The sequence below is a fragment of the Priestia filamentosa genome (assembly GCF_900177535.1).
Lineage (GTDB): Bacteria > Bacillota > Bacilli > Bacillales > Bacillaceae_H > Bacillus_I > Bacillus_I filamentosa.
This window is the reverse complement of the sequence record NZ_FXAJ01000002.1, coordinates 337,273-355,633: the sequence shown is the minus strand read 5'-3', so window position 1 is coordinate 355,633 and position 18,361 is coordinate 337,273. Positions and strand designations below refer to the sequence as shown.

Below are 18,361 nucleotides of genomic sequence, written 5' to 3'. Positions count from 1 at the left end.
GAACAATTAAAAGAAAAGAGGAAACTTCATGAAACCAAAAGTTATCGTATATAAAAAAATGGATGAAAAGGTTTTGAACTTTATAAGAGAGACGTGTGAGGTCATTTATTTTGAGAAGCTACATTCAGATGTTTATCCAACATTTTTAGAAAAATTAAAAGATGCGGATGCTTTGCTAGGCTCCGGTTTGAAGGTGAATGAAGACTTACTAGATCGTGCTCCACATCTCAAAATAGTGTGTAATACATCTGTTGGCTATGACAATCTCGATTTGGAGGAGTTATCCAAACGAAATATTATCGCTACAAATACGCCTGATGTGTTAAATGATACTGTTGCAGATACAATTTTTGGCCTTTTGCTTGCAACAGCGCGCAGAATGCCTGAATTAGATCAGTTTGTTAAAAATAGCGAATGGAAAGAAACATTGAAAGAGGAGCATTTTGGTGTTGATGTTCACCATAAAACATTAGGAATCATTGGTATGGGAGGAGTTGGCTCCGCTATTGCCAAGAGAGCGCATTTTGGTTTTGATATGGATATCTTGTATCATGGACGTTCTCGAAAAGAAGAAGAAGAACAAACATATAATGCAACATATTGTTCCTTAGAAGAGCTGCTCCAGAAGTCTGATTTTGTTTGCTTAATGACGCCTCTTACTCCCCAAACAGAGGGACTAATGGGAAAACGTGAGTTTGAGCTTATGAAACAAAGCGCTATCTTTATTAACGGGTCGAGAGGTAAAACCGTTGATGAAGAAGCCCTTATAAATGCTTTAAGAGCAGAAGAAATTTTAGGAGCTGGACTTGATGTATTTGCACAAGAACCAGTGAGCCCAGACAATCCCCTCCTTTCTATGAAAAACGTTGTAACGTTACCACATATCGGCTCTGCTACAGCTGAAACACGTCTTAAAATGGCAATGCTTGGGGCCAAAAATCTAGTAGCTGGAGTAAAAGGAGAAACCCCTCCTAATCTTATTAAAGGAAGCATAGGGGTAAAATAAGAAAAGCCTTTGTAGTTAACTACAAAGGCTTTTCTTTTTACAGTTTCCCTGCGCCTGCTTGTGCTTTTACAGTTCCTGGCACAGATTGGGTTGGATGAATTTTTTTATATAAAGAAGGTTTCCAGCCTACACTTTCATCTAATACTGTGCTATTTTCTTTATTTGTTTCTTGAAGTAAATCAACTTGACTCTCTCCTGCTGGGCTCTTTACATACGAACCCTCTTCATAAATAGATGTCCCCTTCCAATCTTTAATAATATTCCCTAGAGGTACATTATAATCAAACGAGAAGTAGTTGTTTTGTGCATAAATCTTAGATTCTATTCCAACTCCTAATGCATATTGAAATGAGTAATCCGTACTTCTTGCGAATTCATAGTAGTTGTTGTACACATGAACTTCACCATAGCGAACACGAGGTAAGCGCTGCGTTAAATTTTTATAGTAGTTGTGATGAAGGGTTACTTTTAGACGCCCTCGATCACTTGTCTTACTATCGCTTGATCCGATAAGGGAGACTTTGTCATGGTCTTGAAAAACGTTGTAAGAGGCAGTCACATAGCTTGCTGTGTTTGTTACATCTAATAGTCCATCATGCTGTTGAAATTTGCGCCCAAAATACTCACCAAATCCTTCATCATGATAGCGACCATCGCTAAATGTATTGTGATCTACCCAGACATGTTCTGCTCCATTTGTAACTACAATATTGTCATATTCAGAGTTCCACTCTCCTTGATCTCCATCAGTTGGATCCCATTGTGGAAAGAAATCTCTCGGTGCTTCAAATGCAAGATTTCGAATAATAACATTTTCTACTCCACTAATATTAAGACTTCCTCCTAAAATTTTAGCATCCTTGCCTACTCCGATAATAGACGTATTAGAAGGAACATTCACAACAACCTGCTTTTTCTGTTCTTTTTGGGCACATACTCGTGCATCTTCAAGCGGTCCGCTTACTTCTTTATCATACCCCCACTTCTCCGGGTTGTAAGCTTTAAGGTAAGCATTAAAATCATAGCCACACTTTTTTGCATAGTGCTCAGCTGTTGCAGGTTGATTGTTTTCATCAACATTAAAATCAATTGATCCTTCAATATAAACAATTTTTGGCGTATTCCCGCCCTCTGAAAGAGCACGGACAAACTCACTTCTATTTTTCACTGTAAATGTATGACGACTGTCTGCTCCTGAGCCGCCCCTTGTTCCTTTTCCATAGGAAGCCCAACCATCATTTGAAGCAAGCGTCTCTTTTCCGAGATTGCTAGAAGCTGCTGATGCCGTTGAAGTACTACCTCCAATAAGAAGGGATGCTAACACAAGTGCTTTCACTACTTTTTTCATCTTAAATTCCTCCTTTAAATTAAAATGTTAACGTTAACATTTTAATGAATGAAAATGAGCTTATTCTTTGTTAAGGTAGTTCTTTAACGGGACAATTTTTAGTTCTTTTACACCTTCTGCGACAAGATGGGAAATTTCTCTTGCCCCATTTCCCTGAAAATGCGTATTATCAATTACTCCATCTGGATAGTTAGGATGTTCTCCTTTTTCGAGCCAAAGAAAAAGGTCTTTTGTTTTTTCAATGCCAAGTTCTTGATACAATGCTTTACTTTTCTCTGTTAAATCAATAACAGGCACATTTTCTTCTTTTCCTAGCTCTTTCATTGCTTGGGGATATGTCCCGTGAGAATTATAAGCAATTCCTTCTTCTGTAAAACGTCTACGTTCAACAGGTGTAATTAAAATAGGCGTCGCTTTTTTAGCACGAGCTCCATCAATATATTGTTTCAAGTAGCTTTTATACGTAGTAGAAGGCTCTGTATAGCGACTCGGGTCTTCTATTTTTTCGTCATTATGCCCAAATTGAATAAAAAGATAGTCTCCTTTTTGAATTTCGCTTAGAACAGCATCTAACCTTCCTTCATCAATAAAACTTTTTGAGCTTCGACCAGATTGCGCTTCATTTCTGACCGTCACTTTATGACGAAACTCTTCCTCAAAAACTTGCCCCCATCCAGCCCTCGGCGCAACGGAAGAATCATAGGTTGAAACAGTCGAATCTCCCACAAGATAGACTGCCACTTTACTTTTATAAGATTGTGAAATAGAACTTGTTGCTTGCACTCTTATTCCTCCAATACTTAAACTCAATAGGAGAAGTAGAAGACATATAAAATGAATTTTCTTTTTCATTTTCTTCACCTATCCCTCAGATTCTACTTTTTCTTTTGGATTCCAGCCATTTAATACATTTTGAACTGTATACTGATTTGCTTCTTCTCTTGTTAATTGTTCCCGTGAGTTATTAAAAGCAACTCCTGGACCGTGGTTTTTATACTCATAAAACCGTGCATCACGATAAGAAAAGCCTGACATGTCTGTCCATCCTTGTTTATTAATATGCGATCCAAGATAACTTTCTCTAAACACAACGCTTCCAATTGCATGAGGGTCGCCACCTGGATGCCACGGTCTGCCAAGATAGACAGTTCCCTCCTCTGCATTACTTAAAAGCCTGCTTTTAATAAATAAATAGCCATATTCATCTGTTATTCGAGTGCTTGGCGCTGTGACGTATCCATTTACAGTTGAAGATCCTCTCGTTAGAGACATAATATCGCATTTTTCAAATACGGCTTGAGAACCCCCAAAGATAAAATCGACATCTCCTTCAATATAGCATTTGTAGAAGTATTGTGTGCCTTCTTTCGTGTACAATGTATCTTGGTTTCCAATAAATCTCGTATTCTTAAAAACTTGTCGTTCGCCTTTTGTATATACGGCAACAGCTTGCTCATCTTTTACATCTACACTTTTTTCATCAAATGAATTTTCAAATGTGAGATTTTCAGCCGTAAAATCATTGCCATATATATAAACGCTTGCGCTTCCTGATGTTCCATACGTTCCGCCTCCAGGTTTCTCCTTCCCTGAATAGTTATCATACGTAAGTTTTGTTTTGTTAACGTTTTCACCAATAAGTGAAACAAAGTCTTTATCTTCAGATATTGTGACAACTTCTTTATAGACCCCGTTAAAAATAAAGACGGTAACTTTCTCTTTGTTTCCAGAAGGGATCACATTAATCGCTTCTTGAACTGTATGATAATCTCCCTTGTCATCTTTTGAAACTGTGACTACTTTTCCTATTTTCTCGACTCTTTCCCTTATATCCTGAAGTTTTTGGCGTTCATCTTGTTTTAGAGGTTGATTGGCTTCTTTTCTCACTACTTCAACATATACGTTACCTCTAATTTTCGTAGAGGTGTGAAAAAGAACAACGGTTTGCCCTTTTTTATTTACACTTTGATTCATGTTTTGGATTGAAATAACATCCTGACCTTCTTTGAAAACGATATCATTTTTATCTATTCTTTCTATATTTGTACTAAATGTAACCGCAATAAGGTCACTTTTTACAAGTTCTGCCTTATCGATCTTTATCTCACTGCTTGGCATTTTCCCTTGTGAAACACCTTCACTTGATAAGATGCCGAGCATATACAGTTTTGCAAGATCTCCGCTGCTCACAACATCTTTTACATGTTCGTTTTCATTTAAGCTCATATTCTGTGCGATTATATTAATGTTATCGTGTGCATAAATTGTATTAGGCAATCCCCCTCCCATCATAGTCAACATTGTGGCAGAATAAATAATTACTTTTCTCTTTTTCCCACTAAATTTCAATTACTTCGCCTCTCTTTCTGTGAGTCTAAAATTTATTATATAGGATGAGTTAAGATTTGCAATAATTTTTTTAATTTTTAGTTAACTTTTACATTAGGAACTTCAACAAGGAAAATAGACCTAATTTCCGTAATTTACAAAAAGCCTCCACCCCTATATGAGTGGAGGCTTATCCTATGAATTTTGACTCGAAAATCGTTTAGAGAGCTCTGTGAGTAATTCAGGTTTATCATCTCTGTTCATTTTGATTTCAGCGAAAACAAGCTTATCATGATGTTCTATCTTGTTTAACATATCATCAAGCTCCTGCTCCGTTTGTACTTTAAACGTTTCGCTTGCTTCTTTTGGACCAAAAATGCTCGGAAGTTTTTCGTAATCCCACATAACAATATCATTGTAAGACTTGTTTTCACCGTGAATAGCGCGTTCTACTGTATATCCATCATTGTTGATTAAAAAAATAATGGGCTTAATTTTTTGATAAATGATGGTCGAAAGTTCTTGAGCTGTAAGCTGGAAGGAACCATCTCCTATTAAAAGAATGTTGCGACGTTCTTTGTCCGCAAGCTGACTTCCAAGTACTGCAGGAAGCGTATAGCCAATAGATCCCCACAATGGCTGACCAATAAATGTCCCTCCTTTTTTTAACGGCATTGTTGCTGCACCAAAAAAGGAAGTTCCTTGATCAGCAAGGAGTACATCATCTTCTTTTATAAAATAAGAAAGACGCTCAAAGAATCGCGTTTGCGTAAGTTTTTCGTCTGTTGCTTCAAATGGTTGTTGTTGCCGAGAAGTAGTTGAAATAATGTCCATTTCTTCTCTCTCTCGTTTTTTGACGTGATGAGCTAATGTATTCAACGTATCTTTCATTGTAAGAGGTGCATATTTTTCTCCTTCCCCCTCAACAGATAAAGGATGAAGATGAATCACATTTTCTTCAGAGAACCCTTGTGAAAACCCGCCTGTGATAGAATCTGTTAACTTCACTCCTACACTTATAATGCAATCAGATTCATCTATTCTTTGTTTAATATAAGAATCACTTAAGTCTCCATTATAAACACCGATAAATTGAGGGTGTGTTTCATCAAAAACCCCTTTTCCCATACTTAACGTTGCAAGGGGAAAGCCGCTCTTTTCAGCAAAGTGCATTAACTCTTTTTCCGCTTTATAGCGGTACACTTCATAATCTGCTAAAATTACCGGCTTTTTCGCTTTGTTTATTTTCATTAATAAATTGGTAAGCATCTCGTCCATTGCTTTTTCATTGCTCTTCATTTCTTCATCTAAAAGTTGTTTCTTAGGCTTATTAGCAGGTTTATTATATACATCAATAGGAAGCACAATATGAACAGGCTTTTTTTCTGTTAAACAAGCAAGAAGTACTCGGTCAATCTCTTGGCTCGCATTTTCAACTGTTAATATTGTTTGAGCACACGTTACTTCCCTGAACATCGTTGAAAAACGATGGAAGTTTCCGTCTCCTAATGTATGATGAACGTAAGCGCCTTCTTTCATTACTTTTGTTGTTGGAGCCCCTGTGACTTTAACAACGGGAACATGTTCAGCATATGAACCAGCAATTCCGTTTACTGCACTTAACTCACCAACCCCAAATGTAGTCATAACAGCTCCGATGCCGTTCAATCTTGCATATCCATCAGCAGCATATGCAGCATTAAGCTCATTACAGTTACCAATCCATTCTAACTCTTTATGTTTTAGAACTTCATCTAAAAACATTAAATTATAATCACCAGGAACGCCAAAAACGTGCTGAACTCCAATTTGGGCTAGTCTGTCTAGTAAGTAGTCGCCAATTGTATAGTCTTTTTTCACTGTCTATTCCACCTTATCTTAATATCTAACTTTCTCATTCCCTTTTTATCATTGTTCATAAACACGAGAAATAGGAACTTTACATTTTTTAGTTATTTTATCCTATTTTCCGAAAGTTATAAAATAGATTTCCTTAGGGAGAAGTTCTCCTTCTTTGCACAGTGAAACTTGGTATCCTTTTTCCTCAAATAAGAAATTTCTTCTATAAAATAGTTATTTCTCTTATTAAAGCTGAAATTTGAACAAGATAAAGAGAAAAATGACTCCTAAGACCACTATTTTTAAAGTTCCGTGAGCTAGTTCTAGAAAAGGAAGATGTAGATAGACAGTTACATAAGGTAGTAGGAACCTCATTACTTCTTCAAATTGTTTCTAATTTCAATAAAAACTTCTCCATTATAATTTTGAATCTGGAGAAAAGTTGAGGTTGCCTTCATATATTTTCATTCTGTTCTTAATAAATTGTTCTTTAACTCTTTAAATTTGATATTCTATTTAATAATCATTTTTCACGTCTCATAAAATTTGTTATCGGTCTCTAAATGCAGCTAATGCAGCATTTAAATCTTTTGTTTTAAAATAAACCTCTTCATAAATATTAAATAGAGCTTCATATCTCTCTACATTCGATTCTTTAGGATAAAATGTTGATGTCTCTCTAATAAATTCTTCTGCACACTGTTCAAGTGAATCAAACCATCCACTTCCAAAAGTAGCTAGCATGGCTGCTCCCATTGCCGGACCTTGTTCACTTTCTAGCTTAATTACTTTGGCCTTAAAAATATCAGCTTGCATCTGAAGCCATATTTCGTTCTTGGCTCCGCCACCAATTGAGATAATTGTATCAACTGTTTTTCCTTCTTTCCGGAATAGCTTAATGGACTCATGAAGAGAGAATGTAATCCCTTCCATAACTGCTCTTACAAAGTTCTCTTTTTTATGAGATCCATCCATTCCAATAAAGCTTCCTCGAATAAGAGAATCAGCATGTGGAGTCCTTTCTCCCACTAGATACGGGGTATATAACAGTCCATTAGATCCAATTGGGACAGATTCTACTCCATGCAACAACTGCTCAAATGTTTCATTTTGAGAGAACGTTTCTTTAAACCAGTTCAAACTGTAACCTGCAGCAAGCGTAACCCCCATTGTATAAAACGCATCCTTCTTTCCATGGTTAAAAAAGTGAACTTTTCCTTTAAAATCTCTTTCTTTATCTTCCTCATATGAAAGAATGACCCCAGATGTACCAATGCTACATAACGTTTTGCCTGAAGAGAGAATACCAGCACCAATGGCTCCACATGCATTGTCAGCTCCACCTGCAAATACTTTCGTTTTTTTAGATAATCCTGTCTCCTCTGCAATATTAGGAAGCAGCGTTCCTACACAATCATGTGATTCAACAAGCGGTGGACAGATCTCTGTAGGAATATCAAAGCGTTTACAGATATCATAGTCCCATTTCTTCCGTGTTACGTGTAATAGCAAAGTTCCCGCTGCATCTGAAAACTCGCTATTAATGGTGCCTGTCATCCTAAATCTTACATAGTCTTTAGGAAGCAGGAAAAGGGCTGCTTTTTCAAAGATTTCGGGTTCATGTTCCTTCACCCATAAGATTTTAGGCAATGTAAAACCTTCTAGAACACGGTTCTTGGTAATCTCCAACAACTGTTCTCCAAATACCTCTTCTATATTCCTGCATTGAGAAGTTGTTCTTGTATCATTCCATAATATCGCGTTACGTAACACACATTGATTTTGATCAAGCAACACTAGTCCATGCATTTGCCCGGAATAACTAATCCCTTCAATATTATTAACTTGAACTTGACATATGGAAACAAGCTCAGCCAAGGCCTGAATTGTTTGTCGCACCCAGTCTTCCGGATTTTGCTCATTGTATCCTGCCTTCTCTTGAATAAGTGGATAACTTTTAGAAACTTCTCCACAAACTTCTCCCTGTTCATTAACCAAAATCGTTTTGACAGCGCTCGTTCCTATATCGATTCCAATTACATATTTCATTATTTTCACTCCTTTATCTACATAAAAAAGACTATTCTGTAAATCTCTAATCAATTCACAAACTTCATTTCTATGAAAAAACGCTATGAAATCCTAGTTCTATGGCTATTATATTTGACCTTGAGTATGTTAGTACGGTAAACTAACTAATATCATTATAATAATTATATATAACTCTATTGTCAACCGCTTACATCAGTTAGACAAATAAATTTTTAAACGATAAACTAATATCATTAATCTAGAGATGAGGAAATGAGGTACATGCATGGAAACAACAGATAAATATACGATACGGAAACAAAATGAACTAGTTATTCTCGAAGAAATTATTAAAAGTGGCCCCCTCTCACGTGCAGAATTAGCAAAAATATGTGGTTTAAATAAGGCGACTGTTTCGGAGATTGTAAAAACCTTAATTGATCGGAAACTTGTTACGGAAACAGGCATTGGAACAAGTACACAAGCTGGTGGAAGAAGACCCATTATTCTTCAGTTTATTGCGAAGGCTGGAATATCCATTAGTATTGACGTTGGGTATAATTATATTGCTTTCATGCTTACTTATCTTGATGGTTCTATTATACAAGAGCACTATCAAGAAAATATTAAAATAGATAGACATAACGTTTGTAACTCTATTCTAGATATATATCGACTTTGCAAAGAACAAGCTCCTCCTACTGAATACGGCATAATTGGAATAGCAATAGCAATCCATGGTGTAACCTTGGACAATGAGATCATTTTCACTCCTTATTATGATCTGAATAAACTTAATTTAGTAGAGATCATTGAAAAAGAAACAGGTATCCCAGTCCTAATTGAGAATGAAGCGAACCTCTCAGCAATTGCCGAATTAGCCTATCATTCACATTTCTCCAATTTAGTTAGCATTAGTATCCACTCTGGAATTGGCGCAGGTATCATACTAGATAAAGAATTGCACTATGGAAAAAATGGTTATGCCGGAGAAATTGGACATACTATTCTATTTCCAGGTGGAAAAGCATGTCCATGTGGGAATAGAGGGTGCCTTGAGCAATACTATTCCGAAAAAGCTATCTTAGAACGCTTCAGCTTACTAAATTGGGAAGGACACCAATCTTCCTTTCATCAAATAGCTCAAGCTGTTGAACAAAACAATGAAGAAACAATTAAGTTGTTAAAAGAAACAGCTAAATATATTTCAATCGCTATTAATAATGTTAATAATACGTATAATCCTGATGTTATTTTCCTTAATAGTGAATTGATTCGTACAATACCTTCATTGTTAGAAACAATAAAAGAAGAATTAACATGCTTTATGATTGACGACATAGAAGTAACCTCTTCTTCCCTAGGAAATCGAGCAATTTTAATTGGAGCAACTTATTTAAATATTCAACACTTCCTTGGCATTAAAAGTTTATATTTCTCTAAGGAACAAATTTATAATAATTAAAACTCTAAATTTTAAATTCAAGAAAAATGACTATATTATAGAAACAAATAAATCAAAAGGAGACTTTGGCAAAAGTAAAAGTCTCCTTTTGATTCATATTATTTTTCCTTATAACTAAAATATTTAAAGACAGCTTGAATATTTTGACCGCTCGTATCTTGACATTGCATTCCTACGAAAGCTTCTGTAGAAAATCCCTCTCCATGAACATAATCATCTGATCATTTTTTAGACTCTTTCAAAGAGAGATATTCGTGTCTATATAATGTTAAAACCGGAAGAATAACTTTATACTACTTCATGATGATCAACTTTAGTTTGTTTCCATTCATTCTCCATTTGTTCAAGCGTCTTCCCTTTTGTTTCAGGGACAAACTTCCAAACAAATAGAGCGGAAAATACACTCATTAGCCCATAGAAACCATAAGTTAAGCCGCTGCTATATTCCATCATCATTGGATAAGTAGATGAGATTAGATAGTTAGCAGCCCATTGAGCAGCTACTGCAATCGCAACGGCCTGTCCACGAATTCTATTAGGGAAAATCTCAGAAATTAACACCCAACATATCGGCCCCCACGACAACATAAAAGCAGCTGTGTAGATAATAATAAAAATTAAAGTGCTAATGCCAATAATATTTAGAAAAGCCATTCCTGCCACACCAAACATTCCAATCGCCATACCAATGGATCCTATTGTTAGTAATGGTTTACGTCCCCACTTATCAACTGTTAAAATAGCAACAATGGTAAAGATAACATTGACTAATCCCATAACAATGGTCTGTAACATCGAAGCATCTTTTGCAGCTCCCATGCTTTCAAAAATACGTGGTGCATAATACAGAGCAACATTTATACCGACAAATTGCTGAAATACTGAGAGCATGATTCCTACCACAATCACTAATTTCCCGTAAGCAAAAAGCTTTTCAGAATTGATACTTACTTTTACGGTTTGCTTAATTTCACTTAAAATGGCTTCCGCTTCTAAAGAGCCATTAATTTTAGTAAGAATATTTAATGCTTTATCATCTTGGTTTTTAATTGCTAGATATCGAGGTGTTTCTGGTACAAAAAGTAGAAATACACAAAATAAGAAGGCTGGAACTATTTCTGAAGCGAACATATATCTCCACCCTATGTTATTTATCCATTCTAATGACTGCCCATTAGCAATCCCCCAGTTAACAAAATAAACGACTAGCATCCCAAAAATAATCATAAATTGGTTGAATGATACTAATCGGCCACGAATATCTGCAGGTGCAATCTCTCCTATATACATTGGCACAATAGCCGAGGCTAAGCCGACACCGATTCCCCCTATAATACGATATAAATTAAACATAAGTAATAGAGGAAGGGATGGTTCTCCCTTTGTAAAAAATAAGAACTCAGGATAAGCAGACCCTAAAGCTGATAGAAGAAAAAGGACAGCTGCGACAATAAGAGAATATTTACGTCCAAAATTTGATGCAAAATAACCGGATACTATACCGCCAATGATACAACCAATTAATGCACTAGAAATTGTTGCTCCATGTGCTAGCGATCCTAAACCTAAAGGTTCTATTAAATAGGCTTCTATTGATTTTTCAGTTCCAGATATTACAGCAGTATCATAACCGAAAAGCAAACCACCGATAGCAGCTACGAGCGTAATTGAAAAAATATAAAGTGAGTTTCGCTTTTGTTTCATCGTTTTTCAGGGATAAATTTTAATAACTCAAAGAAAATTAATCTACTATATAGAACTAAATAATTAACATTCCCCCGTCTTCTATTAAGTAAGACTATTTTATAAAGCGCTTACAAAACTAATGTGTGTAAAGGTTTGTTTCTCATAACTTAGTTGTTTATAGATTAATCTTTAAAATCTTCCCCTAAACTCCTTCCTATTTTGAAGTAGTAAATCACGCTTCTAGAAAACTTTTTATTTACGGAAATATTCATCAAAACTCAAGGCAATTCTTACACTTTTCTCCTCTACTTGTATAAAAGTATCGACTCAAACTCTTTATATGTTTTATAGAAAAGAACCCGTCATGAAAACTTAAAGATATAAAAAGATTCATTGACGGGTCTTTTCGAGAAATGATACAGTCGTTTTTCTTGTTACTTCTTAAGTTGTTCCTTTTTCATCTTAAACTTCTAAAATATATTGATTTAGGATGGCTTTCAACCGTTCTTGTCTTCCAGATTTGTTTTGAATTGAGTTATTATTTAGAGCGTACTGCTCAAGGGTATGAAAATTTGCTCTTCCTTCCACAATATCTAGTCCAATCCCTTCCGTGAAGCTATGATAACGTTCTGCGATAACATCTTCAAATACGCGGTCTTCAATTAATTTATGAGCAACTTTTAACCCCCTTGCAAATGCGTCCATTCCAGCAACATGAGAGTATACTAAGTCCTCTAACTCAAAAGATCCTCTGCGTACTTTGGCATCAAAGTTCAATCCTCCACAACCTAATCCTCCATTTTGCAAAATTTCATACATGGCTAATGTTGTAGAATATAAATCGGTTGGAAACTCATCTGTATCCCACCCTAAAAGAGGATCTCCCTGATTAGCGTCAACAGAACCTAACAGACCGTGGACTCGAGCTACCCTTAACTCATGATCAAATGTATGGCCAGCTAAAGTCGCATGATTAGCTTCAAGATTCAACTTAAAATATTTGTCTAAATTATACTGTTTTAGAAAAGCAATTGTTGTAGCTGCATCTGTATCGTATTGATGTGTAGTTGGTTCCTTCGGTTTTGGTTCAATCAAAAATTGTCCCGTAAATCCAATTTCTTTTGCATAGTCAACCGCCATATGCATGAATCGAGCTAGATTGTCCAACTCTAATTTTAAATTTGTGTTTAATAATGTTTCGTAGCCTTCACGTCCTCCCCAAAATACATAGTTTTCAGCTCCAAGCTCTTTCGCTGTTTCTAATCCTTTCTTCACTTGAGCTGCTGCATATGCAAATACATCTGCATTACAAGAAGTAGCTGCTCCATGAACAAAACGAGGATGAGTAAACATATTAGCTGTATTCCATAATAATTTTACATTACTTGTTTTCATGTACTCTTTTATCATAGCAATAATTACATTTAAATTTTCATTTGTCTCTTTTAACGTATTTCCTTCTGGGGCAATATCCCGATCATGGAAAGCAAAGAAAGGCACCCCTAATTTTTCAAAAAGTTCAAATGCAGCTTCTACCCTTACCTTAGCTAAGTCCATTCCTTGATACTTGTCCCATGATCTTTGCATTGTTGCAGCTCCAAAAGGATCTGTTCCATCAGCCGTAAATGTATGCCAGTAAGCTACCGAAAATCTCAAGTGTTCTTTCATCGTTTTATTTCCTATGATTTCTTCTGGATTGTAGTACTTAAATGCTAGAGGATTGTTAGAATCTTTTCCCTCATAAAACACTTTGTTTACGCTTCCAAAATAAGTTCCTACATTAGTATAAGATTGACCCATATTATTTCCCCCTTCGTTTAGATACGATAAACTTTAAACATTCAAATTAAAATGATTCATCATTAAAGATAAGTTATATTTTATTAATAATGTTTAAGTTAGTTTGTTCCCCTTACAAACTAACTTAAATACATATTATAAGAAATCGTTATTTCTTTCAATACCCTTTTTCAGATTTTTTTTATTTTCTTACGGCCTGTTAGTTATTAATAGGCGAAAAAAGAATACTCCTTGTTCTAGTCAAACGTTATTATCGAAGAAATTATCTTTCTGAATTGTATCCTTGAATATCTTATTATTAAAAATTCATATTATCTTTCGCTCGTGACATTTGTTGCTTCCCATGAATCAGAAAAAGTCCTAAAAATGTAATTACTCCACCTCCTCCACTAAGTAAAGTAATCTTTTCGTCAAGCCATATTCCTGATAAAATGACAGCTACAATTGGTACAAGATAAAGCGAAGCTGTGGCTTCTGACGCCCCTACTTTTAAGGTTATATAAGCTAAAGCGAAATAAGGTAAAACAGAGGGGAAAAGTCCTAAATACGTCACAGCTAAAGTAGATGAAAAAGAAGCTTCTTCTATCTCTATTAACAGGCGTGGAAAAAACCAAAGCATCCCGATTGTTCCTCCCCATATCGAATAAGTCACAAAAGCTAACATTCCATACTTTTGTAAGTAATGAGTTTGGAAAACAAAATATAAGCTTTCCGAAAAGGCAGCGAGAAGGATAAATGTGATTCCAATGATAGAGTAGGAAAGTGAATCATGGTTAAATGAGATAAAAGCAATTCCAAAGAAACTAACAAGAGCTCCTAACCATTTTCTCCCCTCCCATTTTCTTCTCAAAAATAATTGTTCTAATATAAGTGAAAATATTGGTGTAGTAGACACAAGTAAACTAGCAATCCCTCCACCTACGGTTGTTTCTCCCTTATTTAAAAAAAGATGATAAGCTGAAAAACCTAAGCATCCTAAAAGTACTAACATAGGAATATCTCTCATATTTGGTAGACCTATGCGCAGTACAATAGCTATAATCACTAGAAAGCTTGAAGCAATAAGTAGCCGAAAAAGAGCTAGACTTTCAGGAGTATAAGAATGTAGGGCAAAACGAATAGCTGGAAAAGAAGACCCCCCAAAAAAGATGATAGATACATATGAAACAAGTAAAAATACTGTCCAGTTTCTCAATTTACTCTCTCCTTATCAAATAAAATCCAACCAGTTAGTCTAGAAATCTAACAAGTAGTTCCTATCCTAGATAACATTTGATAAAATGTCTCCAACCAGTTAAATTTTTGAAAACCAACCACTTCAAAGGAGAAACTTCTTATGTTAAGTAAAACAAGCATTCCTAAGTATGAAAAAATTATGAGGTATATAAAAGAAAAAATTTCAAATGGTGAATGGCCTATTGGAAGTAAAATCCCTAGTCAACGTCAGTTAGCGAAAGAATTTAATGTGAATAGAAGTACAGTTATTACAGCATTAGAAGAGTTAATCGCGGATGGTCTACTCGAAGCACAAACGGGTGTAGGAACCATTGTAACAAACAATACATGGAATCTTCTATCTTCCTCTCTTAATTGGAATACACATGTAGAAGCAGGAATGCTGAAACAAAGCAGATCAACAGTCCAAGAAATCAACAACTCAGAGTCACAACAGCAGTTTATCCAACTGAGTAAAGGTGAACTTTCAAGTGACATGTTTCCCCTTCAGAAAATGAAAGATATTATAAATAAAGTCTCTAATCATATAACTCCTTTCGGCTATGAAGAACCACGAGGATATTTACCGTTACGAAAAGCAGTGAGCGCTTATTTACATAAAATGAATGTTAATGTCTCTCCCTCTTCAATCTTAATTGTCTCAGGAGCCCTTCAAGCTCTTCAACTTGTCTCCATTGGACTTTTACAAAAAGGATCGACAATTCTCTTAGAAAAACCTTCTTACCTTTACTCTCTTCGTATTTTTCAGTCAGCGGGGATAAATCTGACGGGAATGCCTTTAGCTCATGAAGGCCTTCTCGCCCAGCATCTAGAGCATGTTAAAAAGAAAAGGAAAGAAGCTGTTCTATATACAAATCCTTGTTTTCATAATCCAACTGGAACATTAATGTCTGAGAAACGACGCAAAAGTATTATCGAAACGTGTACAAAACATCAAATTCCTATTATTGAAGACGATATTTATAGAGAACTATGGTTTGAAAAAGCCCCTCCTTTACCATTGAAATCTTTAGATCAAACAGGTCATGTTTTATATGTTGGCAGTTTATCCAAAACATTAACGCCTGGTTTACGAATTGGTTGGATAGCAGCACCAGAACCTGTTATTAACCGACTTGCAGATATAAAAATGCAAATTGACTATGGTTCTAGCTCTCTTTCTCAACGAGTTGCGGCCGAATGGTTTCAAAGTGGGTTATATGTGGAGCATGTTAAAAAAGTAAGGGAGAATCTTTTGGAAAGAAAGAATGTAGCTTTAAAGCTTATTAAACAGCATTTAGAAGGACTTGCAACATGGGAAGAACCTCAAGGAGGATTTTTTATTTGGATTCATCTTCTTTCCCCAATTTCTATGAAAAGTCTTTATGCACGTGCTCGTACACAAGGAATAATATTAAATCCTGGCCATATTTATCATGAACAATCTAGTCGTTATATACGACTCTCTTATGCATATGCTTCAATGCAAGACTTAGAGATTGGAATTAGGAAATTAGGTTTGTTGATTAGAAGTTTATCTTAGCGACGATCGAATAATAGCAATATTATTTCTTTACTACAGTATTGATACTAATTAAAAATTAATTCACCTTTCGTTACTGTATTCCCTTTTGAATCTCTATTCCTCTAATAACTTATTTAGAGGAAGACTATAAAAAATATAATAGGAAACCTTCTACCCAAACTTTCTCTCTTTCTGCTTCGTCAGATTATAAAACAACAGCTATTGTAACAGCTTCTTTAACTAAAATACTCCTAAATCAGCATCTTAAAGGCGTGTTGTTTCCGTTCGAGTTTACTGAGTCTGAGGAGATTCTAGTGCATATAAAGGAGCACTTAACTTTTATGAAGGAATGAGAGGGGAGAAAATATACTTGTTTATTATGTTTTTAATTGGACTAGTTGTGGGGTTAGAGCTATATCTGTTAACTTACGTTTTTACAAAAGAGATAGAAAATAGAAGAAGAGTATTGACTGTAGCTACTATTGGTTTCCTATCTTTACTTGGAAGTATTGCTGTAGCCTACCAAGTGGAAACATTAGGATACGGGATAGCTTTTTTAATATTAAGCCTCGGTATTCTAGTAGTTTGCTTTCTTTTAACTCTATTCGAAAAAAGTATTGTATGGAAAAAGAGTGTTTTTACGTTTGTTATTTTGTTTGTTATCGCCTCTAGTTTTCGGATGTATATGAATCAAGTTGACTATTGGGTTATAAAAGAAAATCGACTTGCCATCGGAACCTCAGATGAGATAGGTTCGTATTTATCTCTCCTTCAACAAAATCCAACCATTCAAGGCTATAAAACGTTTACTATTTCCGAGGGGGCAAAAGCGGTTGTCTTATCCTTAGGGGAGGAAATGTCAGGAGATAATATAGAAGTTCTAGACGTAGAAGAAAACGGAAATACTACCGTAATTAAGGTTAGAACGTTCTACAATCGTTCTGATGAAAAAAATCCTTTTATCGCTATAGGGTTAGATAGAGTTCAATCCGATGTTGTAATTGAGGATACGAATGGCACTGTCTTTAAGGAGGCCCCAGACGTAGAGTAGCCTTTACATAAGTACCCCCGCCTTTTTCTACAAAGAGACGGGGTATTATTTTCCTATGCCTCTGTTTTCCGTGTTTCAATAAATCTTAATACATGATCTTTTCCTGGAGCAGATTGAATCGCTCCTTTAACTGATGCCGTTAACGCTCCGCTTGCATTTGCGAAAGTAAGAAGCTCCTCATGATGTGCTCTTACTTGTTCAACCAAGTTCTCACTTGTAATCTCATGCTGTGAAAGCTCTGATAAAAAGCCGCCAATAAAAGCATCTCCAGCACCTGTTGTATCAGCAACAGTTACTTTAAATCCTTTTCCTTCATACGTTTCGCCATTTTCAAAATGAATGGAAGCGCCGTGTTTACCTTTTGTATAGACAACAACTTTTACATCTCCTGTGAAAAGCGCCTTAATGCCCGCTTCTTCATCTTCTTCATCCTCTATGCCTGTAATAAACGAAAGTTCTTCATCCGATATTTTAACAATATGAGAAAGCGGTAAAAATTCTATAATTGCTTTACGGCAGCTTTCTTCATCAGGCCATAATGGAAGGCGCACGTTTGGATCAAAACTAATGATTCCACCCTTTTCCTTCATTTCCTTGATTGCTTTTTTGTGCGCAATTTTCATTGGACTGTCAACTAAGTCCACAGAGCAAAAATGAAGAAAGTCTTCTCCACTAAACCACTCTCCATCGATTTCCTCTTCTGAAAAAAGAAGGTCAGCTGCGTTTTGACGATAAAAGTTGAATGTTCTCTCACCAAATCCGTCTACTGAAACAAAAGCAAGACCTGTTTCGCCTTCATCTGATCGAACAATATAGGACGTATCAACATTTGCTTTTTGTAAAACATCCATAATATGATCCCCAAAATGATCATTTGCCATTTTTGTTAGCATAACAGCTTCACAGCCGTACTTTGCCGCTGCAATTGCAACATTCATTGGCGCTCCGCCTGCTACACGTTCAAAGCCAACTACTTCTTTTAAACTTTTTTCCTTTTGAACGGGAATAAAATCAATTAATGTTTCACCAATACAAAAAATTTTGCTCATTATGTACACCTCAATTTT

General features: G+C 35.6%; 13 protein-coding genes and 1 pseudogene. 4 read left to right on the top strand and 10 right to left on the bottom strand.

What is annotated here, in order from left to right:
• Positions 1-28: 28 nt before the first annotated feature.
• Positions 29-1,006 carry a 2-hydroxyacid dehydrogenase gene (locus B9N79_RS08885; protein WP_040057810.1) on the top strand — a complete coding sequence of 326 codons (978 nt, stop codon included), beginning with the start codon at positions 29-31 and terminating at the stop codon, positions 1,004-1,006.
• Positions 1,007-1,043: 37 nt separating this feature from the next.
• Here B9N79_RS08885 and B9N79_RS08880 read toward each other — a convergent pair whose 3' ends face one another.
• From B9N79_RS08880 to xylB, 5 genes are all read right to left on the bottom strand, one after another.
• Complete coding sequence (locus tag B9N79_RS08880) at positions 1,044-2,354, bottom strand: pectate lyase family protein (RefSeq protein WP_046217163.1); 1,311 nt, start codon at positions 2,352-2,354, stop codon at positions 1,044-1,046.
• A gap of 60 nt (positions 2,355-2,414) precedes the next feature.
• A complete protein-coding gene (locus tag B9N79_RS08875) occupies positions 2,415-3,137 on the bottom strand; it encodes a rhamnogalacturonan acetylesterase (RefSeq protein ID WP_082023600.1) in 723 nt (240 codons plus the stop codon).
• 78 nt (positions 3,138-3,215) lie between these two features.
• Positions 3,216-4,631 (bottom strand): pectinesterase family protein, encoded by a 1,416-nt coding sequence (locus B9N79_RS08870; protein WP_240516680.1) that lies wholly within the window; start codon positions 4,629-4,631, stop codon positions 3,216-3,218.
• Between the two features lie 246 nt (positions 4,632-4,877).
• Positions 4,878-6,542 (bottom strand): alpha-keto acid decarboxylase family protein, encoded by a 1,665-nt coding sequence (locus B9N79_RS08865; protein ID WP_040057813.1) that lies wholly within the window; start codon positions 6,540-6,542, stop codon positions 4,878-4,880.
• Positions 6,543-7,070: 528 nt separating this feature from the next.
• Complete coding sequence (gene xylB / locus B9N79_RS08860; RefSeq protein ID WP_040057814.1) at positions 7,071-8,570, bottom strand: xylulokinase; 1,500 nt, start codon at positions 8,568-8,570, stop codon at positions 7,071-7,073.
• Between the two features lie 268 nt (positions 8,571-8,838).
• Here xylB and B9N79_RS08855 point away from each other — a divergent pair, with 268 nt between their 5' ends.
• The gene (locus B9N79_RS08855) at positions 8,839-10,017 is read left to right on the top strand and encodes an ROK family transcriptional regulator (RefSeq protein ID WP_019394635.1); all 1,179 of its coding nucleotides are present in this window, start codon (positions 8,839-8,841) and stop codon (positions 10,015-10,017) included.
• Positions 10,018-10,115: 98 nt separating this feature from the next.
• Here B9N79_RS08855 and B9N79_RS26490 read toward each other — a convergent pair.
• The 4 genes and pseudogenes from B9N79_RS26490 to B9N79_RS08840 form a co-directional block, all read right to left on the bottom strand.
• Positions 10,116-10,253 (bottom strand): annotated as a pseudogene (locus tag B9N79_RS26490) (beta-xylosidase family glycoside hydrolase); the annotation flags it as partial.
• 52 nt (positions 10,254-10,305) lie between these two features.
• On the bottom strand, positions 10,306-11,721 hold the full coding sequence (gene xylE / locus B9N79_RS08850) for a D-xylose transporter XylE (RefSeq protein ID WP_046217162.1): 1,416 nt from the start codon (positions 11,719-11,721) through the stop codon (positions 10,306-10,308).
• Positions 11,722-12,165: 444 nt separating this feature from the next.
• Positions 12,166-13,503 carry a xylose isomerase gene (xylA, locus tag B9N79_RS08845; RefSeq protein WP_046217161.1) on the bottom strand — a complete coding sequence of 446 codons (1,338 nt, stop codon included), beginning with the start codon at positions 13,501-13,503 and terminating at the stop codon, positions 12,166-12,168.
• A 298-nt stretch (positions 13,504-13,801) separates the two neighbouring features.
• Entirely contained in the window at positions 13,802-14,698 is an 897-nt protein-coding gene (locus tag B9N79_RS08840) for a DMT family transporter (RefSeq protein WP_085118140.1), read from the bottom strand.
• Between the two features lie 141 nt (positions 14,699-14,839).
• Here B9N79_RS08840 and pdxR point away from each other — a divergent pair, with 141 nt between their 5' ends.
• Both pdxR and B9N79_RS08830 read left to right on the top strand, forming a co-directional pair.
• Positions 14,840-16,261 (top strand): MocR-like pyridoxine biosynthesis transcription factor PdxR, encoded by a 1,422-nt coding sequence (gene pdxR / locus B9N79_RS08835; protein ID WP_046217160.1) that lies wholly within the window; start codon positions 14,840-14,842, stop codon positions 16,259-16,261.
• A gap of 352 nt (positions 16,262-16,613) precedes the next feature.
• A complete protein-coding gene (locus B9N79_RS08830) occupies positions 16,614-17,294 on the top strand; it encodes a spermidine synthase family protein (RefSeq protein ID WP_052264277.1) in 681 nt (226 codons plus the stop codon).
• A gap of 53 nt (positions 17,295-17,347) precedes the next feature.
• Here the strand turns inward: B9N79_RS08830 and B9N79_RS08825 are convergent, their stop codons facing one another.
• Positions 17,348-18,343, bottom strand: coding sequence for a carbohydrate kinase family protein (locus B9N79_RS08825; protein ID WP_040057819.1), 996 nt, complete (start codon positions 18,341-18,343; stop codon positions 17,348-17,350).
• Between the last annotated feature and the right edge of the window lie 18 nt (positions 18,344-18,361).